The sequence below is a fragment of the Candidatus Kuenenia sp. genome, from assembly GCF_039794105.1.
In the GTDB taxonomy this organism is placed as follows: Bacteria; Planctomycetota; Brocadiia; order Brocadiales; family Brocadiaceae; genus Kuenenia.
Genome location: NZ_JBDIWA010000035.1, coordinates 1 through 24,544, shown reverse-complemented (window position 1 = coordinate 24,544; position 24,544 = coordinate 1). Strand labels below are relative to the sequence as shown.

Genomic DNA, 24,544 nt, shown 5'->3' with positions numbered 1-24,544 from the left:
TTTGTAACATTTTAGTCTTTTGAAAAACGTATTACCGATAAGCTCCGTAGGAGCAGCCTGTTTGTAGCAAAATAGGATATTATAACAGATATTAGCTCCGTTAGGAGCGACCTGTCATATTAAACAGGTCTGCCTGAATACGGACAGGCCGCTCCTACGGAGCTATTTACCTTATTGAATTTTATTGCGCTACAAACAGACCGCCCCTGACGGGGCTACATGGTATTTTTTCTATCCCATGAATTTTTCAAAAAACTAAAGTGTTACATATAAATGGTGCGGGGCGTGGCTCAGCTTGGCTAGAGCGCGACGTTCGGGACGTCGAGGTCGCTGGTTCAAATCCAGTCGCCCCGATCAATTTTATCTCCTCATAGAAAACAGTCAGCAGTCCACAATCCACAGTCGGCAGATTGCCGATTGCCGATTGCCGATTGAGGATTGAGGATTGTCGATTGCCGACTGCTATGGTATAATAAAAAACCCCCAATGCCCTCCTGGATGGTCATGCTTGCCTGGTTAATTGTTGTTTGCTGTGTCTAAGTTGCGATTGGGAGAAACTCCCTCTTTTCCACAACACCCAACAGTTTCCAATGCTTTCATTGGTTCTGTAGAAGGCAAAACCGCGATCCTTCCATTTGCATAGCCTACATGTACATTCTCGTCTGTCTCATCTGCATATGACAGGGATTTTTCAGAGACGGCAAGTGTGTTGCGCAAAAAGAAATAGCCTGCAATACCGGAAAGCAGTGATCCGGCAATTATACCGAGGCGTTCGTCGAACATCAGATTAACACCGGTATTTTCAAAAGCCAGGGAGCCGATGAATAAACTCATAGTAAAACCCACGCCACATAACAGCGCAACGCCGTATAAGCTTCTCCAGCTTATATTCCCGGGCAGTTTTGCAATACCAAGCTTCACACTCAGCCAGCAGAAAGTGAATACACCTGTTTGTTTGCCGATAAACAACCCTAATGCAATTCCCATCGGAACAGGATGGAGCGCATGCTCCAAACTCTCACGGGAAAACATGATTCCCGAGTTGGCAAATGCAAAGAGCGGCAGTATACCAAATGCCACTCATACCAAATATACCACTTTCAATCAAATCATCAGGGAGGAAACTTATGGAAAGAATCACCGTCAATCCAAAGATGCTTGGAGGAAAACCTATCATAAAAGGTACAAGAATCACAGTAGAGTTTATTCTTGAACTATTAGCATCCAATGTATCGGAAGAAGAGATATTGAAAGATTATCCCCATTTAACAAGTGAGGATATCCATGCCTGTTTACGTTATGCAGCCCGATCTTGCAAAAATGAGATATATCTGGAATTGGAAACGAAATAATGAGAATCCACGAAATAAGGATTCTCAGAGACATTCAGGGAAAGACACTAATTGATCAGATCAGGTTAAAATTACAGTCCTTGCATAGTATTAATCCATTTAGCGTGGTCTTTAATAATTAATGCAATCATCAAAACCTTTCCTGTATATACTCATGCTGTTTTTTCCCTTCCAGCATATCTGTCGATGGCCCACTACGAACATAAAACTCGGTATCTTCCAGAAAGCATGGTTTATTTGCCATACCGCAATTTACTCTCAACACCTTTTTTCCGTCTACTTCTATCAATTTATAATCTATCAATGGATAGAAACCTTCACCTATTTTTGACTTAATATGGTTTTTAAAATTAAGCATAAACTTGTCATCATTCTTATAAAATTTGGCAATTTCCTCATCTATACCCAATACTTTGCCGTCATCATTTACACCGATTAGCAACTCGCCACCTGCTGAATTGAGAAATGCTCCTATAGTTTTCAACACCGATTTTTCAATATATTTTTCTTTCGTGCCTTTTTTGACATCGAGTGAAAACGTCTCCTTAAATTCCAGTGTTTTGGACTCGCCCTTTGGAAGTAATAGTTTAATCTGGTCCTCTTCGCTTAATCCCTCTTTCGCCAATGTTTTGTATAGTTTCTGGCCGAGGTTGTCTTGTGCCAGGCTTCTGAATTCCGGATCGCTCATCAAGCGACGAAAAATATCTTCATTTCCTTCCATGCGGTCTATCACCAAGCCTTCGAACATCTTTTTGAAGATATCGATAAAATCTGCCATGGAATTAACTTTTGCTGCTTGTCTTAAATTTTCATCTTCTTTTGCCTCGGCTTCTATTTGGTCAAAAAAAAGCTGATCCGCTTCTGTAAAATTGGTTCCAAAGCGCTCGTTTAAAATATCAATTAACTCAGACAAACGAATTTCATCATCAACATTTTTACCAGTGCCAACATCACTGGGGCCTTTTAGAGGTTGTGCTTCGCCTCTTTGTAAATCAATACTCCCCTCGCTGATTATTTGTAAGCGGTAGTATTCAAGTTCAACTTCATTTTCCAGTTGATACGCTGGACCAGATGGTCGCCTTGGCAGCCTCGTTAGCAAAAAACGTAGATAGGTATATAGCTTTTCCAGATCCGAATCATGATAAGGGATTACTTGCGATAAAAACGCATACATATTACGGAAGTTAACAAATAAACTCTTGGTTTCTTCCTGCTCATCATCTTCCAATTCTTTGAAGCGTTCTACCGCCAAATCGAGTATACCGTTCATTTTGGCATGGTCATGAACTGTCTCTTTGCGTTTTGGTGCAAAATAGATAGCACTGAAATCGCGGATTTCTTCATCCCTCAGGATGTGCTTTTCCTCTATTTGTCCCTGTAAACGGTACATGTGGTGTGCATCGGTGAGTTCCTCCGTGTTCGTATTTTCGTAATAAGGTTTGAAGGCATTAAAAATGTCTTCGCGCTTATTTATGAAATCCAGCACAAAGGTATCTTCCTTGCCAGCCGCAGTACGATTTAGGCGAGATAAAGTTTGCACTGCCTGGATGCCAGAGAGAAGCTTATCGACATACATGGTATGCAAAAAAGGTTGGTCGAAACCGGTCTGGTATTTTTCTGCGACCAGCAATACGCGATATTCCTCGTGGTCGAATACTTCCGGTAATTCCCGTTCGCTGATGCCTCCGTTCATGCCAACTTCAGTGTACCTTTTACCGGGGCATTCCGGGTCTACCACTGTTCCTGAAAATGCCACCAGGGTTTTGATATCGGTATAGCCTTTTTCCTTTAAGTATTCATCAAACTTCAATTTATATTTCACGGCGGCCAGTCGAGAATCAGTAGCAACCATGGCTTTGGCCCTGCCGCCAATTTTGTGGCGTACGTAGGTGCGAAAATGTTCAACCATGACCTCTGTTTTTTGACTGATATTGTGGGGGTGCATTGTTAAAAAACGGGCCAGCGCCCTGGCTGCCTTCTTACGCTCGACATTGGGATCGTCTTCCGCCGTTTTAACAATACGAAAATAGGTTTCGTACGTGGTGTAGTTTTTCAATACATCCAGGATAAAGCGTTCTTCAATCGCCTGGCGCATGGAATATTTATGAAATGGCGATTCGCCGGTAGGCCCAGGCTCGTCAAAAATTTTTTTGGTTTTGTATTTGGGTGTAGCGGTAAAGGCAAAAAAGCTGATATTGGGCTGCCGACCACGCTTCATCATGTTTTGAATAACGACATCTTCCACTTCTTCATCGCTCATGGCCTCGTATTCAGCAGCCGCTTTTTCAATGCCCTCCTTGTTCAAAACATACTTCAATTCCATCGCTGTTTCGCCGGATTGCGAACTGTGCGCCTCATCCACAATCACTGCAAAACGCTTGCCTTTGGTAGAAAGCCCGACCAACCCTTCACCCAGTTCCTTGTTGATCTTGTCGATAGTCTCCGTAACAAATGGAAATTTTTGTACCGTGGAAATGATGATGGGTGTGCCAGTCGATAAGGCCGTGACCAACTGGCGGGTGTCTTCATCAATTTTTTGCACCACGCCCTGCTTGTGCTCAAACTGATAAATGGTGTCCTGCAACTGCTTGTCCAACACACGCCGGTCAGTGATTACCACTACGGAATCGAATATTTTCTTGTCGTCGGCATCGTGCAGGCAGGACAAACGGTGCGCCAGCCAGGCGATGGAATTGGACTTACCTGAACCGGCGGAGTGCTCTACCAGATAATTCCGCCCCGCGCCGGTGGCCTTGCTGTGGTCTACCAACTTGCGCACACAGTCCAATTGATGGTAACGCGGGAAGATCATAGTTTCCTTGCGGATTTTTTTTACGCCCTTATCCGTAATCACCTTCTTATCTTCCACCTGAAAATGCATGAAGCGGCTGAGAATATCCATCAGGCTATCGCTCTGTAAAACTTCGCGCCAAAGGTAGGCGGTTCGATAATCGCCGTCTGCTGCAGGCGGATTACCGGCGCCTCCGTCACAACCGAGGTTAAACGGCAAAAAGAGGGTTTTGGCCCCGCTCAGGCGGGTGGTCATAAACACCAGGTCATGGTCTACGGCAAAATGCACCAGAGCACGCTTTTTAAACTCAAACAGTTTTTCCTTGGGGTCACGGTCGGCCTTGTACTGGTGCTTGGCATCCTCCACCGTCTGGCCGGACATCGGATTTTTTAGTTCCATGGTCACAACTGGCAGGCCATTGAGGAACAGTACCATATCCAGTGACTTTTTGTTGCTGGCGGAGAAATAAAGCTGACGGGTTACGCTTAAAGTATTGGCTTTGTACTGAGCCAGAGTATCGGGGTTCAATTTGGTGCTTGGCGCAAAAAAGGCGACCTTGAGTTTTTTGCCATAACATTTAAAACCATGCCGCAACACATTAAGCATTCCCTGTGTTTCCAGCGTTTTACACAGGTCGTCCAGAACCACCTTTTCGGTATCATTGCCGTGTATTCCTTTCAACGCCAGCCATTGCTTTTCTTGAGTTTTCTGAATAAAGGTAAGCACGCGAGCTGTCTCCAAGGCGCGCTCGGTATCAAAATCGTCAGATGCACCCTTTTTATAACAGTCGTTTTCAATAAACTGATATTCAATAGCGTCTTCCAGTCGATTTTCGGTGTGTTTTTTCATGCTGCATCCTCTGCGGCAGGAATTTTTATATCTCGAACATCGATTTTTCCTGTGACTGCATCGGTAATTATTGCAGATCGATATTCTTCTAAAAATACTATCGCTTTGCAAGCAGCATCTGCCATTCTATTTATTCGACAAATTGCCTTTGAAAGAAAATCTGAAATTTTCTTTTGCTCACTTTTTGGAGGAAGCCAGACATAACAACTCTTTAAAATATCTTGAGTAATACTAAAAACTTTCACTCCAGAGACGTTCCTTCTTATTTGAAACCGATAAGGCAATGAATCAAACAAATAGGCCAAATATCTAGGATCATCGTCTGTTTTCAATCTTGCAATTACTGTATGATATCCTGCAAAGATTGGGGTTTTGCTATTGAGATAAGAAAAATTACCTGAACCTTCCACATCTTCTGATGTATCGGCAAAAACAAAATCGCCTTCGCTCAATAGTGAGTCCTTACCAGTCTCAAGATAAGTTTCTGAGACACATTTTAACTCATGTTGCTCTGGTATTACCTCAAAGCCATATTTTGAATGAATTTCACCATAGCTAATACATGGCACACCCTCATCTGTAAGATCGGATTTAGTGATACCAAGACCTCTGCCAAAAATGAACAAATATCGGAATTTCTTTATCTCCCAATGCGCTGGCACATTGCCCAACCATTCCTTGCCGGAGGGCTTCATTTTGGCGTTTTTGTCCAGGCCCTTGGTGACGGCTTGGGTGATAACAGAGATACGCTGTTCGTTGAGTTTTTCTATTAAGGCTTTTTTCTTTTTGATAAGCTGGTCGATTTGTTGAGTTTTGTAATCAAGAAATCTTGCAATTTTTTCCTGTTCGTTTTTTTCAGGAAACGGGATTTTTAATTTACCTATACTTTCAACTGATAAGCCTGGTTGCGCGGCAGAAACAGAGTACTGATTCAGATCCATTGTTGTAAGTAAATAACTTAACCAAGATATATCCAATTTTCTATCTGGAGTAACAACAACAGCGTGTTCCGATGCCCAAAACTTTCCACTGGCAAGTTTAATATTTCCGCATAAGGCCCCTTGTCGTCCAATCAAAACAAATTCACCATCATGCGTATAGGCATCAAAATACCCTCGAATACCATTTCCGCCATAGACCGGGTATTCTCCATCAGGTGAAATTTCTAAAGACGTAATATTTTCCCCACTTTTCATGCGCACTGCGTGATTTAAATTCATAACTTCCCAATCATCTGGAATGCATCTCATCCAGTCATATTTAGTATTTTTAAGTTTTCGGTGTAAGGGATACTTCACTAAACCACCTCCGCCAGCATATCCATAATCTCTTTTTCCAGCCCTTTAATATCGGCTTCGATCTCTGCCAGATCACGTGGTGGCTCGTATTGATAGAAGTGACGGTTAAATGGAATTTCATAACCCAGTTTGATCTTGCTGTGGTCAATCCAGGCATCGGGGCGATAGGGTAAGACTTCTTTTTTCAAGTAGTTTTCGCAGTGGGCTTGCACCAACGCCAGCAGATCATCTTTATCCACCTTGCCCTTGTTTTGTTTTTTATTTTCATAGGCCAAAGGCAGTGGTAGTTCCAAGTCAAGTGGCAGCGGGACGTTTTCGGTGTCGCGCAGCTCCGTGTCGGGTTCGGGATTACCTTTGCTATCAGTACAAATATCGGCAGTTTTATCACGTTCGGCCAGTGCTCCCGGTGTGAGCAGGGCTTTATTCAAGGCGGCATCCCACTTTGCAATTTGATTAAACTGCTTGTCATTGCTAAAGGCGTTTTTGAGCATATCTTCAAAGACATTGCGGTTTTTTATCAATTCACCGTTTGTAAAGTCTGGTTTCAGATCATTTAGGACGTCGAGAATGGCTTGTTGGTGTGCCTTTCCTGCTACGATCTCTTTGTCCATCGCGGCCTTGTTTTTTCGCTTTTGGCTAACAGCGAGATTGGTAAAGTAAGCGCTTTTGGAAAAGGCAGTGATGCGTTCATCAGTCACTGCAAAATTCAAGCGCAGCGGACGTTCTACGGTAATTTTCAGGTAGGCGAATTCCTGGTTTTTAAATATCTTGCTGACGTAGATAATCTTGTCCTGATCGCGCGCGCCTTTTTTGGGAAGCTCCACATTGGTTTTGATTTGCGACAGGGTGCGGGTGTTGTCGTGCTTGAAGTCGGCATAGATTTTAGTGAGTGCAGTGATATGATCCGGCTCGCCGTCTGTGCCTTCGCCGAGTTTTTTACGTTTGTTGCCCAGGCTCTTTTTCATTTTCCATGCGAAATCGGTGGCGTTGATGAGTTGCACCTTGCCCTGGCGTTTTGGATTCTTGCGGTTAGTGACGATCCAAATATAGGTATAGATACCAGTGTTATAAAACATTTGATCTGGCAAGCCAATGACGGCATCCAACATGTCATTTTCAATAATATAGCGGCGGATATTGCTTTCGCCGCTGCCTGCATCACCGGTAAACAAAGGTGAGCCATTAAAGACGATAGCGATACGAGAACCTTCTCCGCCTTTGATGCCCTTTATTGGGCCAAGGGTGTAATGCTCAGGTGGGGTCTGCATTTTTGAGATCATATGCAGCAGGAATAGCAGTGCGCCATCATTGATGCGCGGCAAGCCCGGGCCGAAACGTCCACGGAAACTTTCGGTTTCGTGTTCTGCGGTCACATAGTCTTGCTCTGGCTTCCACTCTACACCAAAGGGTGGATTGGCTGCCATGTAGTGAAAGCGTTCATTGGGGTGGCCATCGCCATCGACCCGACCGGGCACCACTTTACCGGTGCCCAGGGTGTCGCCAAAGGCGATATTGCTGACATCCTCGCCTTTGATCATGAGGTCGGAACCGCAGATGGCATAGGATTCGGGATTGTATTCCTGGCCGAAGAGGCGCATTTCGGCTTTGTCGTTTTGTTCAAGGATGGTGTTTTCGGAAACGGATAGGATGCCGCCGGTACCGCAGGTAGGGTCATAGATTTTGGTCAGCTTACCAGCTTTGTAGATTTGTTCTTCGCCGCTGAAAAGGATGTTGACCATAAGCTTAATGACTTCGCGTGGGGTAAAGTGATCCCCGGCTTCTTCATTGGCTTGTTCATTAAAGCGCCTGACCAGGTCTTCGAAGATATAACCCATGCCCATGTTGTCAAATTTATCAGGGTGTAAATCCTGTGAGGCAACTTTTTTGAATACATCAAATAGGCGATTAGCTTCGTCGAGCTTTTCGATCTCTTCGTCGAATTTGAATTTTTCGATAATACCTCGTGCGCGGCTCGAAAATCCCGCGATATAGTTGTTTAGGTTTTTTGCAAGGCCGTCTGCATCGCCCAGCATTTTTTGAAAGGTGAATTTGCTGGTGTTGTGAAACGTCAGGTTGAACTTTTTATTGATTATTTTCTCGATAGTTTCTTTATCGTGTTTCTTCTGGTCCGTTAGTTTCTTGTATTCCTTTAACACATCTTCTTTTGTTGCTTCAAGTACGCAATCGAGACGACGTAATACTGTTAGCGGAATCATTACCCGACGATATTGAGGGGGACGATAAGGGCCACGCAAAAGATTTGCGATTTCCCAAATATCGTCACTTTGTTTTTTGTATAAGTCTTGGTTTTTCATAAATTCCTTATAATGGTTATAATGGGATAAGGGTAATGGGGTCATTCTTTTACATCAACATCGACACCAACAATGAGACAAACCCTGTTTGTAACATTTAAAACAGACAATCTTAAATTGCCTTTCTTTTTTTAAGACCGCCTACTTTTTCTCAGAGGTTTCTTTTTCATCATCCCACTTATCACGATTAATATAATCAATCATGTGTTTGATCGTACTCTTTTTCAGCGCATCACCACCCCGAAAGATTTCTTTCAGCTTGTTAACGTACTTTGTTACTTTCAGAATTAGGGTAATTGTTTAAGTGTGATTCTTATATCAAAACCAATGAAAAAAGCAAGCAAAATGAAAGGAAAAATCACAGAGAAATCATAAAGGATAATGATCCACATATATTTATCTTTACTGGAACGATGGGCGGAGTTGAAGGGGGAGCGAAACACGACAACAGGGGAGAACAGTTGTGATAGAAAAAAAGGTTTTCTTGTTTATATGATTTAAAGATGGCAGATGTTTCTTTTGTAGAAGGGGTCTAATTTTGACGGGGAGAATGGGGCCGCCTCTGGACTATTGACAATATTTATATGATATGTGTAATGTTAAACAATGGCAAGACAGGCAAGCATAGAAAAGGGGGAGCATTCCCGATTTTTTGTAACTGTTAATGGGGTTAGAAAGAAACAACCCTGTCAGGGTGAATCAAGCAAAATCCTTGTGATACAATACCTACCAGCCGACAGGCAGGTGCGAATATTTGCAAAGAACCGGAAATGCCCCCCCCCAAACTGCTGTTCGGGAACGTAATAGCGCCGGAAACTACATTCGCGGGTTCAGGTTTGTAACCTGAACCAAACGTTTTATGCTTCCAATCCTGCCTTCTATTAGCAGAAAAATGACAAATAAATCCCAGATGCCAAACAGGGTTTTTACCACAGTACATGACCCCATTATACGCATAAACTCATAGGTTCAGGTTGCAAACCTGAACCCGCCTGGGGAAAAAACTAAGGGGTTTCATTTATGGAGGTTTTCAACCCACACGACAAATTCTTCAAAGAAACCTTTTCCATCCGGGAAAATATAATCGATTTTCTCCGGGGAACATTTCCTCCTGAAATTTTGAAAAAGCTGGATTTATCCACTTTAACACAGGATAATAACTCATATATTATAGATAAAGCGTAACAACTTGGTTTTTTGAAAAATCTGCCCATGCATTAACCCTATACTTTAGCATGGGGAATAACAAAATAAAAAGGTTCTCATGAATTCTTCATCCGTTTCATTCCATCAGAATGATAAAGAGTCAACAAGACGTCATTCCTCACAAGGCAATAAATCCGGTATTATCGCTTCCATTATTATCCCGGTTTTCAATAAGGTCGAATATACAAAGAAATGCCTTGAAGCGTTATTCAAAAATACTCCCGGTGATATCTATGAGGTTGTTGTGGTAGATAATGCATCCTCTGATGAGACTCCGGAGTTTTTAAAGCACATGGGGAATAAGCTGGACGTCATTACTAATCAGGAAAACAAGGGATTCACTAGCGCCTGCAATCAGGGCGCAAAGATTGCCAAAGGTTATTATCTGGTGTTTCTTAACAACGATACTGAACCACAACCAGGCTGGCTGGAATCGATGGTAAAACTCGCAGCATCCGACAGCAAAATCGGGATTGTGGGATCAAAACTTGTATACCCTGACGGACGTTTGCAGGAAGCCGGGGGCATTATATTCAGCGACGGCAGCGGCTCAAACTTCGGGCGTGGCGGCAATCCGTACGAAGAGGGCTTCAATGATGACTGTGAGGTTGACTATTGTTCCGGGGCATGCCTGCTTGTACGAAAGGATCTATTTGAAGATATCGGGGGGATGGACAGTCGGTATAGTCCTGCCTATTATGAAGAAACCGATTTGTGCTTTGCGGCAAGGGAAAAAGGATATACCGTCATGTATGCGCCCAATTCGGTCGTTATACATCATGAATCAATAACCGCAGGAGACGATACTTCTTCCGGTTTCAAAAAATACCTTGAAATCAACAGGAAGAAGTTTGTTGAAAAGTGGAAAGACGCCCTTACACTTCAGGACCCTCCCCCGCGGGAAACGGGGATGCATCCTGTTACCGCTGACAGAAAATGGCTTGGAAGAAGACACCTGCGGATATGGCCGTTCAAGAGTCATGAAAAACGGAACGGGAAGGTGTTGATCTTTTTACCTCATAATCCGTTTCCGCCTAGAACCGGAGCGCATCGCCGTACGCTTTCCATCGTCGAGGCGTTCAACAGTATGAACTACGATGTTGCCATGTTCGCCACAAGGATCTATCCTGACAATGAATGGCCCGGACAGTTTGTGTCCGAAATGAGGAAACAGCGTATACAACTGTTCCTGTATGACGGCACAGCCAGTGATAAGAAATACATTGAAGAAAAGAAGGCGCTGAAAAAGAATTTTGTCGAATCGGGCATATTTACGCCACCGGGTTTATGCCATGCATTGAGCGAGGTATGCCGTTCATTCGATCCTGATGTTGTCTGGGTAAACTATTCATATTATGCCGGTCTTGTAAGGAATACCGTCTTTTCGTCACGTATAAAACTGATAGAGGTTCATGACCTTGTGACTCTTAACCGGAAAATGGCCGACGCCCTTTTGGTGGATTTCAAGAAAAAGGACTTTGAGCAAATCGCCGATATAGATTACTTTAGCAGCCGGCAGTTATCAGCGGATGAATCTGAATACAGACATTATGACCTGTTTGACGGCACAATTGCACTTTCTGTATTTGAGCGCAATTGCATAAAGGCCAATACGGGACAAACAAAGCCGTTTTATGTACCTATGGCTTATGAGCCGCAGCGCCTGAAGAATACGTATTCCGGCTCACCTCTTTTCGCTATCGGCGACAATCTCTTTAATATGCAGGGGTATGTCTTCTTCGCGATGAAAATACTGCCCCGGTTGTTGAAGGATGAACCGCAATTTGAATTGCAGATAACAGGCGACGGCTCAAAACAGATACCATCAACCACAGGCGTCCGTTCAAGAGGATTTGTTGATGATATCTCATCATTGTATCTGCATACGCCTTTTACCATCTGCCCGCTTATCGGGGGCACCGGACAGCAGATAAAGATTGTGGAATCTATGGCATACGGGGTGCCTGCTATAGCCCTTACAAATATAGCGGCAAGCTCTCCGATAGAACATGGCGTCAACGGTTTCATAGCGGCAAACGAGGATGAATTCGCGAACTATGTAATGACGCTTTTTAGAGACCGGGATCTCTGCCGGAGGATGGGTGAGGCAGCCCGCAAAAAAATAGAGGCTGCCTTTTCCAAAACAATGCTGACCGGTACAATCCAAAATATAATTACTTACCTGAAGGCTGAAAAGTGTATGAAAAGGCTGAACCAATTCAAATCCTCTTTCAATGAGCAGTTTTGGAATCGGAACTACGAACGCGCCTCCACGCTTCTTGTCCGGTGTACTCCCGCCATAGGGGACGCCCTGTATCTGACTGCTATCGTCATGGAGATTAAGAAGAGATACCCTCACATCCGGATTTGTTTGTCAGGAAATCATGTTGTAGAAGCCGTATTTCACGGCCATCAGGCCGTCTCCGCCTTTGTGCCCGATACTGCCAATGCAATTTCCCTTCCGAAAACCGACATTATAATCAATTACAATAACGTTATTGCCAACCTGCCTGAATATTACAACGGCATAGGCCTCATGGACATCATGGCAAACATTGCAGGCGTCAGGCTTGTCCAAAGGGGGATCGTATATACCATCACACCGGAAGAACGGGAATGGGCGCAAAAGGAGGTAAGGACATTTTCACCGTCAGGCGGCATGCTCATTGGCCTTCATTTTACCACTGATAAGGATATCAAGAGAAGTTATCCCCACGGGGAAAAGGTAATCTCACTGTTGAGCAGGCAATTTGCCGGGGCGCGGTTTATCCTGTTCGGAAAGGATCCTCTTGCTAAGGAAAATCACCTCGTTTATGACTGTACGTCCCGCCGGATTTCTTTAAGAAACCAGATCGCCATATCTTCACACTGTAGCGCATTCATAACCATCGATAGTGCCTTTTTCCATATCGGACACAATTTTTGCTGTAAACCAACACTTTTAATATGCGGCCTTACAAGCCCTGAACTGTTAGGTAATCCTGAAACTGAATGTTTTACTCCAATACGAAATGAAGCACTCCCATGTCTCTCATGTTACTGGAGAACCAAATGTAATATAGAATGTATGAACAACTTACTGCCGGAAGTGATCGTTGATGCATTTAAAAAAATGATGAATGATTCACCCAAAAAGTTAAAATGGCGGCCATCATTGGAAACGGTTGAGACCGGGATTTCACCAAATGAAGATTATGAACAAACGATTATCCGTAATCTCGTAAGTAAGAAAAAACCAATAAGGCTCGTATTGCATGACCCCCATCATGTCTTGCCAGAGTATGCTGAGGAATGGAATGGTGTTGTAATAAAACGTGATTCCGGTAAAGCGGCTGTGGGAAAACCTGGCATTGTCTGGGAAGGCTCGCAGTTTGTCACTCACTCCCTGGCGCTTATTAACCGGGAACTCTGTTTACAACTTATCAGGGACGGCTACGAAGTTTCTCTGCTCCCTTACGAACCTGATCAGTTTGGTACTGAAGCTGACCCCCGTTTTAAAGCGCTTGCTGAGTGTATGAACAAACCGCTTACCGGCAAGATCGATATTCACGTCCGGCACCATTGGCCTCCAAATCTTACACCTCCCCCGGAAGGACACTGGGTAATTATCCAGCCGTGGGAGTTCGGAAGCCTGCCCTGTGAATGGATACCAATTTTTTCAACACTCGTTGACGAGTTGTGGGTGCCGGGTAATTACGTCCGCAATGTCTATATCGAAAGCGGTGTTCCAGGCGAAAAGGTGTTTGTAATACCGAACGGCATTAATCCTGAAAGGTTTCATCCGGAAGCGAAGCCGTATCCATTGACAACAAAGAAGAAATTCAAATTCTTATTTGTAGGCGGCACGATTTACCGAAAGGGCATCGACCTCCTCCTGCAGGCTTATCTCGAAACATTTAAGGGTTCGGATGACGTCTGCCTTGTTATAAAGGATATGGGGGGAAACTCGTTTTACGCAGGCCAAACCTTCCGGAAAGAAATCGAAAGGATACAACAGGCGAAAGGTGTCCCGGAGGTTGAATATATTGAGAAAATACTGTCCGAAGATGAAATCGTAGGGCTATATACCGCCTGCGATACCCTCGTCCATCCATACCGCGGGGAAGGGTTTGGTTTGCCGATTTTAGAGGCAATGGCGTGCGGCATACCGGCAATCGTTACGAATGGCGGCGCCTGCCTCGACTTCTGCAACGAAAATAACAGTCTGTTGGTACAGGCAAACAAAAAGATATCAAAAGAGAAAAGGGTGGGAAACAGGCCAACGGTTGACAATCTGTGGTTTTACGAGGTCGATATTAATGACCTGAAGGCAAAGATGCGTTACGCCTATGAACATCCTGAGGAAATACAAACACTGGGGAAAGAAATTAGCCCTGATATCCGTAACAATTGGACATGGGAAATGTCGGCAAATAAAATCAAAGAACGTGTCGAATATTTGAAAAAAGTACCTGTACTTCGTTATATCAAAGACAGCTCATGTAGCCGAACATCTGGTATTCCCGGAGAGATGGAATTATTGAACAAGGCAGATGGGTTATTTCAAAAGGGTGCGTATCAGGAGGCCATTGACGCCTATAAAAGAGCCATAGAATACCATCCCGCCTTTTTCGACGCATATAATAATCTTGGTCTGGTTTATGCTGGCATTAATCAACCGGATGAGGCGATTTCAATCCTTAAAAAGGCTATTGAATTAAACGGCAAAGAAGCCTCTGTGTTCAATAATTTAGGCGTACTCTATTACAAGAAAAAGATGCACGGCGAAGCAAGGCGCTGTTTTGAAAAGGCATTAGCGATAGACGCCGCCTATAAAGAGGCGCAGCAAAATCTTGAAAAGGTAATGAAGTTTTTTTCTTAAGGGTGGTACTCTATACCAATGGAACCGTAACATTTTAGTTTTTTGAAAAACGTATTACCTATCGTAGAGACAGGTTTGAAACATGTCTCTACAATTAGGAGCGACCTGTCTCTTGTAAATCCATATTAAACAGGTCTGCCTGAATACGGACAGGCCGCTCCTACGGAGCTATTTTACCCTATTGAATTTTATTGCGCTACAAACAGACCGCCCCTAACGGGGCTACATGGTATTTTTTCTATCCCATGAATTTTTCAAAAAACTAAAATGTTGCAAAAGTTCCAAATGCCGACTTTGATATGCAGTATGTGGAGCGAAGCGGTGCGTCGCGCTGCATTATATATAGTATAGAAGTTGCATGTAGAAAAACTTTCTGGACAACTCAATGTGTTTAGCACGGGCAGGAACGTTGCTCCACTCGCCTCATACTTTCTCATTGTATTTGACATTGTAGCCACAATATTATAAATTGTATACATATCTTTTAATGCTGAGATTTTCTCTATTATATTATGAGGTCCACTATGCAGAATGTAATAAAAAAAGTTGCAAAACATTTCAGGCTGGATGAAAACCTGATTAAGGACGCACAAAAGATACTGAAAACGAAGACAGAAACGGAGGCTGTAGAAACAGCGCTTTCCGAGGTTATCTACCAGGAAAAGATGAGAAAGTTTATTGAACGAACAGGCGGTAAGTTTCATTTCGAGGGAATAAATGAGGCAAAAGGCAGTTCCTGATACGTCTTTTCTCGTTGAGCATTTCAGGAAAGGTACTGTTCAGGATATATTTATAAATCTGAATAAGTATTATCACATCACATTCAGCGCTGTAGTTTTGATGGAATTGCTTTCAGGGTCTTTTGACAAAAAGGGAAAAAAGCTCATCGAACAGATAAAAAAGAATTTCACAGTAATAAGCGTAAGTGAAAAACAATGGTATGTCACAGGAGATGTAATGCTAAAATTAAGAAGAGACAAAAAGATTGATTCCTTAAGAATTCGTAATCTTCTTGCCGATATCCTTATTGCGGTATCAGTAAGAGACATTGGTGCTATTCTAGTGACAAAGAATGAAAAGGATTTTAAACTGATAAATGAAGTATTGGATTTCAGATATTTGGCTGTTTAAGAATGAAATAATGAATAATATTAACCATAAACCCTGAACCCTTCCGATAAAAAGCATGCAATGCTTTTCTCCTTCATTTTCTCCGGAGCATATGGTAGAATTTTTACATGATTTCCTTTCTCAATCCGCTTTTATTAGTTGGCGTCCTGGGCGCTTGTATACCTGTTATCATCCACCTCTTCAATAAAAAGAAGGCGATATCCCATAGATTCGCGGCGATAGATTTCTTACTCCAATCCAATAAACGTATTTATGTAAAATTCAAACTCCGGCAGTTGATACTCCTTATTCTCAGGGCATGTTTGTTTGCCTTTCTTGCCATGGCGCTTGCCAGGCCCTTTGTCAAAAATATTGGCGGCGGTGACGACGAAAAAAATCCCACCAGTAATGTTATAATTGTTGATGATTCTTACAGTATGCAATATGCGGAAAAAGGCAAACCCCTTTTCCATGCTGCCAAAAATACGGCAAGGAATATTATCGGGCAATTAACGAAGGATGATAAGGCGGCCGTCATTGGCTGTTCGCTGGCAAATTCAATGATTGTGCCTGAACTTGAATATGATAAAGAAAACCTCCTTACGGTCATCGAAAATTTACGCCCCGGGTATTCAACCACACATATTACGTCCGCCCTGGACAGGGCAATTGGAATATTGATGGCCGATGAAACGCCCATTAAACAGATATTTATTATTACCGATCTAACGCGAAATGGCTGGGATATTAAATGGTTTCATGACGGACAGCAAAAATTGCAAAATAATATCACCGGCGTTCACATAATAAATGTATCAGAAGGAAAGGACTATGGGAATATTGCTATTACGGGACTGGAATTTCAAAACAATGTGTTCAATAAGGGTGGAGACGTATCTTTTAAGGTAACAGTTTCTAATTATTCGCCGGTAAAAATAAAAAATCTATTAGCGCAGGTATATGTAGACCAAAAAAAAGTGGTACAGGGATTTTTCAATATTGAGGCGTATTCCCAGGAAGTAAAAGAATTTAGCTTCAAGGTGGAGAAAGGCAATCACTTTGGCTGGATTGAAATCCCCGAAGATAATTTAATTGTTGATAATAAACGGTATTTTGCCATTAATGAGGAACAAAAACTTGAGGTGTTGTTAATTGACGGAGACCCCAAAACAAATATCTATGAAAGCGAAACATTTTATCTGGAAAAAGCCTTAAACCCGGCGCGTGGCCACGTTTCCTCGCTCAAGCCGGTCATTTGTTCAATACATGAAGTGGAGGGTATGGTATTTGAAGACTTTGACATTGTCTTTTTGTGTAATGTTGAAATGCTGCCCTATGAAAAGGTAGAGGAGTTGGAAAGGTTTGTAAAAGACGGCGGGGCAGTCGTTTTTTCACTCGGCGATAAGGTAGAAGGCCGTTATTACAACGATTCATTTGAGGTGCTGCTTCCGCACCGGCTTTACACAAAAAAAATCTTTACCGGGAATGTACTGATTACGGAGGAACAGCCGCTTAGTCTAAAGATATCCGGGGTAATGCATCCGGCAATGCGTTTTCTATCCGAAACGCATATTAATATGTTGACATCGGTCAACTTTCATCAGGTTTTTTATGTAGAGCCTGCCCCTTTGGAAGGAGCGAAAACGGTGCTTTCCTTTTCCGACAATACTCCTGCCATTATAGAAAGGCAGGTTGGCAAGGGAAGGGTGGCGCTCATAGCCTCCTCTATCGACAGAGATTGGACGGACTTACCGGTAAAACCTCTTTTTGTTCCCCTTATTCAGCAGCTTTGCCGGTATATATCCGGCAGTGCGACAGGTGAAACCAAACAAGAAATTCTTGTGGAGCAAAACTGGCAATTTCCAGTCCCATACGATGCCGGCAATTTGGAAATAACCAATCCGGGGGGGGTAAAAACCCTTTTACCGCCACAAGTGATGAATAATGAAAAATATTTTGTTTACCATGAAACCCATTTGCCGGGCGTGTATTCGTTTCTTATCAATGATACATCGCAACCGCAGAACCTTTTTTACTTCCCGGTGAATGTTGACGCATCGGAGTCCAATCTTGAAAAGATCGGGGAAAAAGAAATTACCGCGCTTATGGGAGAAACGAATGTGATGGTAAGGTCTTCCCGTTCAGGCGAGCGGCGTGAAGTGGTTAGGGGTGAAGCGAAAACGACCCTCTGGGGCGTTCTCTTATTGCTTGTGCTCGGCATTCTTGTGGCGGAATCATTTATTTCAAGAAAATGAGGAGTAACAATCACCGCACCAGCCAGAGGCATTCTCTCACTTTGGAAGGGGTAAGGAAGCGGATTTCTGCTTGTTCTCAAGCTCTATTTGGGAACACCAGTGTATATGAAACTCTGTTTCGTATCTGTATACTCGAAACAGAGTTTCGAGGCAATTGCGTTTCCAAACAGAGTTTGGAAACGAGTAGGGGAAATGTACAAAACCCGGTTTTTTTTCATTGGGATTTTGTATTTTTGAATTTGTTTCGTATTTCGTATTTTTTATTCCGTGTTTGTTTAGTTCTGGCTTTGTATATTGCCGCAGTTTATCTGCTTGAGGCTTTCATTGTTTATTACCCGGTTAACCGCCTTGTTTTGCAGATGCTTTTAAATCGTTTAGTTTTTTTGCATAACGAGACTTTTTTCTGCTTGCATTGTTTTTATGCAAAATGCCTTTTGCTGCGCCTTTGTCCATTTTCTTTGCGGTCAGGCGATATTCTGCTTCAGCGGCTTGAATATCTTTGCTTTGTAACGCCGTTAAAAACCTTTTTACCTGGGTCTTTAACGCGGTTTTCCTTGACTTGTTAATTAAATTGCGAGTCTCATCCTGCCGCAGTCTTTTTTTCGCAGAGCTTGTTGTTGGCATTACACCCTCCCTATTCTTCACTTAAATACGAAAGAAAAATAAATTGTTTTGATTTTCACAGGAATATACTTTATTTAACTCATAACATAATGTCAATAGTAAAACACTGGAAAATGTATAGTCAAACAAATAAGATTTCAAAAGCCGGAGGTCGGAGGTCAGAGGTCAGAAGTCGGAGGTCAGAGGTCAGAGGTCAGAAGTCAGAGGTCTGAAGTCTGGTGTCTGACTTCCGACTTCCGACTTCTGGTTTTTGACCTCTGTTAAACAAGCGTTTTGCCATTAAATTTCTGAAAAGAACCTGCAAAACGAAGGATAATGAACAACGATTTAAAAATATCTTGACACAAATTGTCCATCCTGTTTAAATTTTTCTTATTTTCAGAGGTATCCTAATGGCCAAGTCTAAAACAAACCTGGTAATTGTTGAATCACCTGCGAAAGCTAAAACCATAAGCAAGTTCCTCGATTCTTCTTTCTTCGTGAAATCCTCCATGGGTCACGTACGGGACCTTCCTGCGAAAAAACTCTCCGTAGATATTGAAAACGACTTTACCCCGGAATATAAAGTAATACCAAGCAGGAAAAAATTGATCGATGAATTAATCAGCGATTCCAAAAAGGCCAGCACTGTTTATCTGGCTTCCGATCTTGACCGCGAGGGAGAAGCGATTGCTTGGCACTTATACAAGGCGCTGGATATCCCCCCTGAAAAAATACGCCGCGTTACCTTTAACGAAATTACAAAAGACGCTATCCAGGAAGCCTTTAAACAATATGGCCCAATTAATATGGAAAAGGTAAATGCGCAACAGGCCCGAAGAATACTTGATCGCATTGTTGGCTATAAAATAAGCCCTCTTCTGTGGAAAAAAATCTCTAAAAGATTAAGCGCAGGCCGTGTTCAATCCGTTGCTGTCAGGCTTATTGTAGAACGCGAGAAAGAAATCAACGAATTCAAACCCCAGGAATATTGGAAAATAACCGCAGAGCTAAAGACCATCTCCCCGGATAAAAAACCTGACGATATCAAACCATTCAAGGCCCTTCTGCAAAAATTAGAAGACAAAAATATAGAAATAAAAAACGAACAGCAGGCAAAGGAAATTACCGAAAAACTGCAAAATGCCTCATTTATTATTACAAACATAAAGAAACAAACAAAACGCAATAATGCGCCCCCTCCATTTACTACAAGCCTTTTACAACAACAGGCGTCCACTCGTTTGCAGTTCAGCGCAAAAAAAACCATGTTAATTGCGCAACAACTTTATGAGGGCATTGATGTTGGCGCCGAGGGTCCGGTGGGATTAATCACCTATATGAGGACAGATTCTTTCCATGTTTCAGACCAGGCATTAACGTCATGCAGAAACTTTATCGAAGGCAATTACGGGAAAGACTATCTCCCGGAAAAATCCAATATATATGCCTCTAATAAAAAAGGCACACAGGGCGCGCATGAGGCGGTAAGGCCGACATATCTGGAATATACCCCTGAATCCATAAAACAGTTTCTTACAAAGGACCAGCATAAACTGTATGAACTTATATGGAAGAGATTCGTTGCAAGCCAAATGAAACCGGCGCTATATGCGATTACTGACGTGGAAATTACTTCCAACCAATACATTTTTAAGACAAGGGGCAGGGAATTGCTATTTGACGGGCATACACTTATTTCCGGGCACGAAGTTGACCGGGAGGAGCAAATACTACCGCCGCTGGAGAAAGACCTTGTCCTTGAATTAATACAACTTCTGACAACACAACACTTTACCCAGCCTCCGCCACGTTATTCAGAAGCGTCTCTGGTAAAGACACTCGAAAAAATGGGGATAGGAAGGCCAAGTACCTATGCCACGATTATTTCAACCATTCAGGACCGCGGATATGTGAAACAGGAGAAACGGGCTTTTTATGCAACAGAACTGGGGATATTGGTTACCGAAAAGCTGGTAGAACATTTTCAAAAAATAATGGATGTAAATTTTACCTCACACATGGAAGACGAATTGGATAAGATTGAGGATAAAAAAATTGATTGGCTGACCGTGTTGAAGGAGTTTTACGAACCCTTTAAGGTCGATTTGGAAAAAGCTATTGGCGAAATGAAAAGCGTAAAAGGAACCCCGGAGGAAAGCGACCGGATTTGTAATCTGTGCAGTAAACCCATGGTAATCAGATGGGGAAGGCATGGGAAATTCCTAGGCTGTTCGGCATTTCCGGAATGTAAGAATACGACGCCATTAGATGAAAAAGGTGAGGCAGTGCCACCGGAGACGTCTGATCAGGTTTGTGAAAAATGCGGCAGCCCTATGATTATCAAAACCAGTCGCCATGGGAAATTCATGGCTTGTTCAGCATATCCTAATTGTAAAAACACAAAATCTCTGACGGGAGAAACCACAAAGGTTGAGCCTACAGACGAAAAATGTGAAAAATGCGGAAGTCCGATGGTTATCCGGTTCAGCAAAAAAGGAAGATTTATGGGATGCTCCGGCTATCCAAAATGCAGAAATATAAAATCCCTCCCTACCGGTATAAAATGCCCAAGAGATGAATGCGGTGGAGACTTAATACAACGTTATTCAAAAAAAGGCGGCATATTTTTCGGATGCAGCAAATACCCTGATTGCGATTATATTTCAAAAGAGCTGCCTATTACCAGCGAAGAACCATCAAGTGAAAATTAGAAAGAAGTATTATGAAAAAAACCAAAGGGCAAATAGAAGCTGAAATCAGTGAAGCAATCATTAGGTTCGAAAAAGAATACATGGGCAGGGGCCCATTGGAAGCAAAAACCTATATTGTTGATGATTTGGTTTTGGTCAGGCTGAAAGGTGTTCTTACAAAAGCAGAGTACCAGCTTGCCAATCCTGTAGACATTGCCAATGGAAGAACATTGATAAAGCAGATGAGAATTGCCTTGCTGGAAAAAGGACGGCCGCTTTTGGAAGCCGTTGTGGAATCCATTACAAATCAAAAAACAATAAGCTTACATACCGATATCAGCACCAGAACAGGAGAAAAAATTGTTTTATTTACCCTGGATTCTCCGCCAAAGCTGGAATAAAAAGAAGTGCAACACGATAATTTACAGAGAGAAACGGGTTTTCCCCCTGCCGCAAAATGCCTTTTTGTTTATGCCTACCACTAATAAAATTCGTAAAGGGATACTCCATTTTGGCGCTATTATTTTTTCTTGACTTCATAGAATTTTCATATAGCATCAGTATACTTTTAAACCGATTTCGGGGCAGAAACTTGAGGGGCGATTTTTTTTATCGTCTGTCAATGGATAGGCCGCACAATGACAAAGCTATATCGTTGTGCGGCTTTTTTTTTTGGGTTTTTCCTATTTGCGATATTTAAGTTAAGAAAATGGAGAATGCAAGTGAATGTTTCTATTATTATCGATAATTTGTTGCATCCTCCGGTCTTGTTTTTCTTCCTGGGTATGATTGCATCATTTTGCAAATCAGACCTTAAAATTCCCGACCCTTTACCCAAACTTTTTTCGCTTTATTTGCTTCTTGCCATAGGATTTCACGGCGGAGTAGAATTAAACAAGACAGGCATCAACCATGCGGTTATCATAACCCTTGGCGCTGCGATACTCATGGCGGCGCTTGTTCCGGTGTATACCTTTTTTATTTTAAAGATCAAGCTGGACGTTGCTAATGCCGCTGCAATTGCCGCTACATATGGCTCTATCAGTGCAGTGACGTTTATTACCGCCATTACTTTTCTTGAAACATCCGGCCTGGCGGAATCCGGAGGATATATGGTGGCAGCGCTGGCGCTTATGGAATCTCCGGCAATTGTTATTGGCATCGTGCTTTACAAATTATTTGAAAAAAAAGAAAAAAAAGAAGGAAGTTTAGTGCCGGAACCTTATGGTTTTTCCTGGGGGAAGGTCTTGCATGAGGCGTTTCTGAACGGCTCGGTGCTGCTTATAACAGGCAGCTTGGTAATAGGCCTGGTTTCAGGCGAGAAAGGGTGGGACACCTTAAGCCCTTTTGCAAAAGACATATTTAAAGGAATGTTGAGTTTTTTCCTGCTCGATATGGGGCTTATTGCCGCAAAAAGGATTGGAGACGTAAAGAATACAGGCCTCTTCCTTCCTGCTTTTGGGGTGGTAATTCCTGTCATCAATGCATGCATTGGTATTTTCATAGCGAGACTCATTGGCTTAAGCCAGTCGGATGCGTTGGTATTTTCGGTTCTTTGCGCCAGCGCGTCGTATATTGCTGTTCCTGCGGCAATGAGATTGTCCGTTCCGGAGGCAAATCCGAGCCTGTATGTTCCCATGGCTCTGGCAATAACATTTCCTTTTAATATTATCGTTGGCATCCCGCTGTATTTTTACATAATCACTCTATTTTGGAAATAAACAGGAACATGATAAAACATAGAAAAAAAGTTGAAATTGTCACTGATTCCGTGGAGATTAAGACGGTAATAGAACTTCTGGATGAGATTGGGGTTTCCGGCTATACTATAATAAGAGATGTGATTGGAAAAGGAGGCCGGGGGAAGAGGATGGGAGACGAAGTCACTGATCTCTTAAAAAATAGTTACATAATGGTCATTTGCAATGATATCGAGGCGCATAAAATAGCAGAAGCAATAATGTCAATTAAAAGGAAGTTTGGCGGAATTTGTATTGTTTCTGATGCTATTGTGATATCTGGCCATTCTCCCGCACCGTGATAGCGCGTGATTTACGGTGTTTTATATAACTATCAAACGTTTACATTTTCTTTATTACCATTTATAAATGCAAGGAGAGGGAATTATGTCGGACGAAGCAAATACATTATCAGTTAATTTAGACAAATGTCATTCGATTCTTTCCCGTGCAGCGTCAAACGATTTAATTCCGATATTGCAGGAGATGCAGGAGGAGTACGGATATTTGCCCATGGCGGCGATGGAAGAAGTGTCGGCGCGGACGGGCATACCGCTGAGCAGGATATACGGAGTAGTGACCTTTTATGCGCAATTTTCGCTGGTACCCCGCGGAAAACATACCATCAGGCTGTGCGCCGGTACTGCCTGCCACATAAAGGGCGCCCCGGATATCGGGGAGAAAATAGCAGACGTCCTGCAGGTAGAAGAGGGCGAAACCACACCTGACTATAAATTTACCCATAAAACGGTGGCATGTTTAGGCACATGTTTTTTGGCGCCTGTAATGATGATAGACGACCGCTATTATGGGAAATTAACTGAAGAAAAAACCGAGGAAATTCTCAAGAGTTATTAGGGAATTTTAGATTTTAAATGTTAAATTTTAAATTAATTTAAAATTCAGAATTCAAAATTCAACATTTCTATAAGGAGAAGTGTTAATGGAAAAATTGAATAGCGGTGACGCCCTGAAAAGGTACAGAAAATCTTTGGAATCGGAAAAAAGCAACGGGGAGAAGATACGTATTTTAATCTGTACGACAGGCTGCAGGGCATTGGGGGCCTGGGAAGTGTACAAAACCTTTCAGGCGGAGATTGAGATGCAGTCCCTTAAAGACAGGGTGGAAGTGGTGGATACCGGCTGTCAGGGATTGTGCACAAGGGCGCCCGTAGTAACGGTAGAGCCGATGGGGGTATTTTACGGCAGGGTTAGTGAGAGCGACGTGCATGAGATTGTTTCCAGGACAGTCCTTAAAGGGGAAATCATTGAAAGGCTCTGCTGCACGGAAGATGGAAAAAGGGTTCCCTACCGGAAAGACATATCCTTTTACAAAAAGCAGAAAAAGATTGTATTAAGGAACTGCGGGGTAATCGACCCGAAAAAGATAAGTGAATACATTTTGAGGAATGGGTATGCCGCCATTGAGAAAGTACTTTCCGGCATGTCCCCTGACAAAGTAATTGAAGAGG

General features: G+C 42.7%; 16 protein-coding genes, 1 tRNA gene and 1 pseudogene. 13 read left to right on the top strand and 5 right to left on the bottom strand.

The window, feature by feature from the left end:
• Window positions 1-279 precede the first annotated feature (279 nt).
• Window positions 280-354 (top strand) — tRNA-Pro (locus ABJL82_RS13805).
• 348 nt (window positions 355-702) lie between these two features.
• Here ABJL82_RS13805 and ABJL82_RS13800 read toward each other — a convergent pair.
• A pseudogene (locus ABJL82_RS13800) lies at window positions 703-1,080 on the bottom strand (Na+/H+ antiporter NhaA); the annotation flags it as partial.
• A 47-nt stretch (window positions 1,081-1,127) separates the two neighbouring features.
• On the opposite strand from ABJL82_RS13800, the gene ABJL82_RS13795 reads away from it, so the two are divergent.
• A complete protein-coding gene (locus ABJL82_RS13795; protein ID WP_347275279.1) occupies window positions 1,128-1,352 on the top strand; it encodes a DUF433 domain-containing protein in 225 nt (74 codons plus the stop codon).
• A 130-nt stretch (window positions 1,353-1,482) separates the two neighbouring features.
• Here ABJL82_RS13795 and ABJL82_RS13790 read toward each other — a convergent pair whose 3' ends face one another.
• From ABJL82_RS13790 to ABJL82_RS13780, 3 genes are read right to left on the bottom strand one after another with little or no spacing between them, the layout of a single operon-like run.
• The gene (locus ABJL82_RS13790) at window positions 1,483-4,992 is read right to left on the bottom strand and encodes an RNA-binding domain-containing protein (RefSeq protein WP_347275278.1); all 3,510 of its coding nucleotides are present in this window, start codon (window positions 4,990-4,992) and stop codon (window positions 1,483-1,485) included.
• The gene (locus ABJL82_RS13785) at window positions 4,989-6,290 is read right to left on the bottom strand and encodes a restriction endonuclease subunit S (RefSeq protein WP_347275277.1); all 1,302 of its coding nucleotides are present in this window, start codon (window positions 6,288-6,290) and stop codon (window positions 4,989-4,991) included. The genes ABJL82_RS13790 and ABJL82_RS13785 overlap by 4 nt, the downstream gene beginning before the upstream one ends.
• Window positions 6,290-8,605 (bottom strand): class I SAM-dependent DNA methyltransferase, encoded by a 2,316-nt coding sequence (locus tag ABJL82_RS13780; protein WP_347275276.1) that lies wholly within the window; start codon window positions 8,603-8,605, stop codon window positions 6,290-6,292. Before ABJL82_RS13780 ends, ABJL82_RS13785 begins: the two co-directional genes overlap by 1 nt.
• 1,020 nt (window positions 8,606-9,625) lie before the next feature.
• Here ABJL82_RS13780 and ABJL82_RS13775 point away from each other — a divergent pair.
• From ABJL82_RS13775 to ABJL82_RS13755, 5 genes are all read left to right on the top strand, one after another.
• Window positions 9,626-9,790 carry an Rpn family recombination-promoting nuclease/putative transposase gene (locus tag ABJL82_RS13775; protein ID WP_347275275.1) on the top strand — a complete coding sequence of 55 codons (165 nt, stop codon included), beginning with the start codon at window positions 9,626-9,628 and terminating at the stop codon, window positions 9,788-9,790.
• A 79-nt stretch (window positions 9,791-9,869) separates the two neighbouring features.
• The gene (locus tag ABJL82_RS13770; protein WP_347275274.1) at window positions 9,870-14,672 is read left to right on the top strand and encodes a glycosyltransferase; all 4,803 of its coding nucleotides are present in this window, start codon (window positions 9,870-9,872) and stop codon (window positions 14,670-14,672) included.
• A gap of 524 nt (window positions 14,673-15,196) precedes the next feature.
• Complete coding sequence (locus ABJL82_RS13765; protein ID WP_347275273.1) at window positions 15,197-15,412, top strand: type II toxin-antitoxin system VapB family antitoxin; 216 nt, start codon at window positions 15,197-15,199, stop codon at window positions 15,410-15,412.
• On the top strand, window positions 15,390-15,803 hold the full coding sequence (locus tag ABJL82_RS13760; RefSeq protein ID WP_347275272.1) for a PIN domain-containing protein: 414 nt from the start codon (window positions 15,390-15,392) through the stop codon (window positions 15,801-15,803). The genes ABJL82_RS13765 and ABJL82_RS13760 overlap by 23 nt, the downstream gene beginning before the upstream one ends.
• Window positions 15,804-15,910: 107 nt before the next feature.
• Window positions 15,911-18,037, top strand: coding sequence for a BatA domain-containing protein (locus ABJL82_RS13755; protein ID WP_347275271.1), 2,127 nt, complete (start codon window positions 15,911-15,913; stop codon window positions 18,035-18,037).
• Window positions 18,038-18,376: 339 nt separating this feature from the next.
• On the opposite strand, the gene rpsT is transcribed toward ABJL82_RS13755, so the two are convergent.
• Window positions 18,377-18,661 carry a 30S ribosomal protein S20 gene (gene rpsT / locus ABJL82_RS13750; RefSeq protein WP_347275270.1) on the bottom strand — a complete coding sequence of 95 codons (285 nt, stop codon included), beginning with the start codon at window positions 18,659-18,661 and terminating at the stop codon, window positions 18,377-18,379.
• 392 nt (window positions 18,662-19,053) lie between these two features.
• On the opposite strand from rpsT, the gene topA reads away from it, so the two are divergent.
• The 6 genes from topA to ABJL82_RS13720 all read left to right on the top strand — a co-directional run.
• Window positions 19,054-21,354 carry a type I DNA topoisomerase gene (gene topA / locus ABJL82_RS13745; protein WP_347275269.1) on the top strand — a complete coding sequence of 767 codons (2,301 nt, stop codon included), beginning with the start codon at window positions 19,054-19,056 and terminating at the stop codon, window positions 21,352-21,354.
• Between the two features lie 11 nt (window positions 21,355-21,365).
• Window positions 21,366-21,734: a DUF2294 domain-containing protein gene (locus ABJL82_RS13740; protein ID WP_347275268.1), complete on the top strand. Its 369-nt coding sequence runs from the start codon at window positions 21,366-21,368 to the stop codon at window positions 21,732-21,734.
• Between the two features lie 321 nt (window positions 21,735-22,055).
• Window positions 22,056-23,054 (top strand): sodium-dependent bicarbonate transport family permease, encoded by a 999-nt coding sequence (locus ABJL82_RS13735; protein WP_347275267.1) that lies wholly within the window; start codon window positions 22,056-22,058, stop codon window positions 23,052-23,054.
• A gap of 8 nt (window positions 23,055-23,062) precedes the next feature.
• Window positions 23,063-23,374: a P-II family nitrogen regulator gene (locus ABJL82_RS13730; RefSeq protein ID WP_347275266.1), complete on the top strand. Its 312-nt coding sequence runs from the start codon at window positions 23,063-23,065 to the stop codon at window positions 23,372-23,374.
• Between the two features lie 85 nt (window positions 23,375-23,459).
• On the top strand, window positions 23,460-23,930 hold the full coding sequence (gene nuoE / locus ABJL82_RS13725; protein ID WP_347275265.1) for an NADH-quinone oxidoreductase subunit NuoE: 471 nt from the start codon (window positions 23,460-23,462) through the stop codon (window positions 23,928-23,930).
• A gap of 85 nt (window positions 23,931-24,015) precedes the next feature.
• The coding region (locus tag ABJL82_RS13720; protein WP_347275264.1) for an NAD(P)H-dependent oxidoreductase subunit E at window positions 24,016-24,544 on the top strand (529 nt) is incomplete at its 3' end.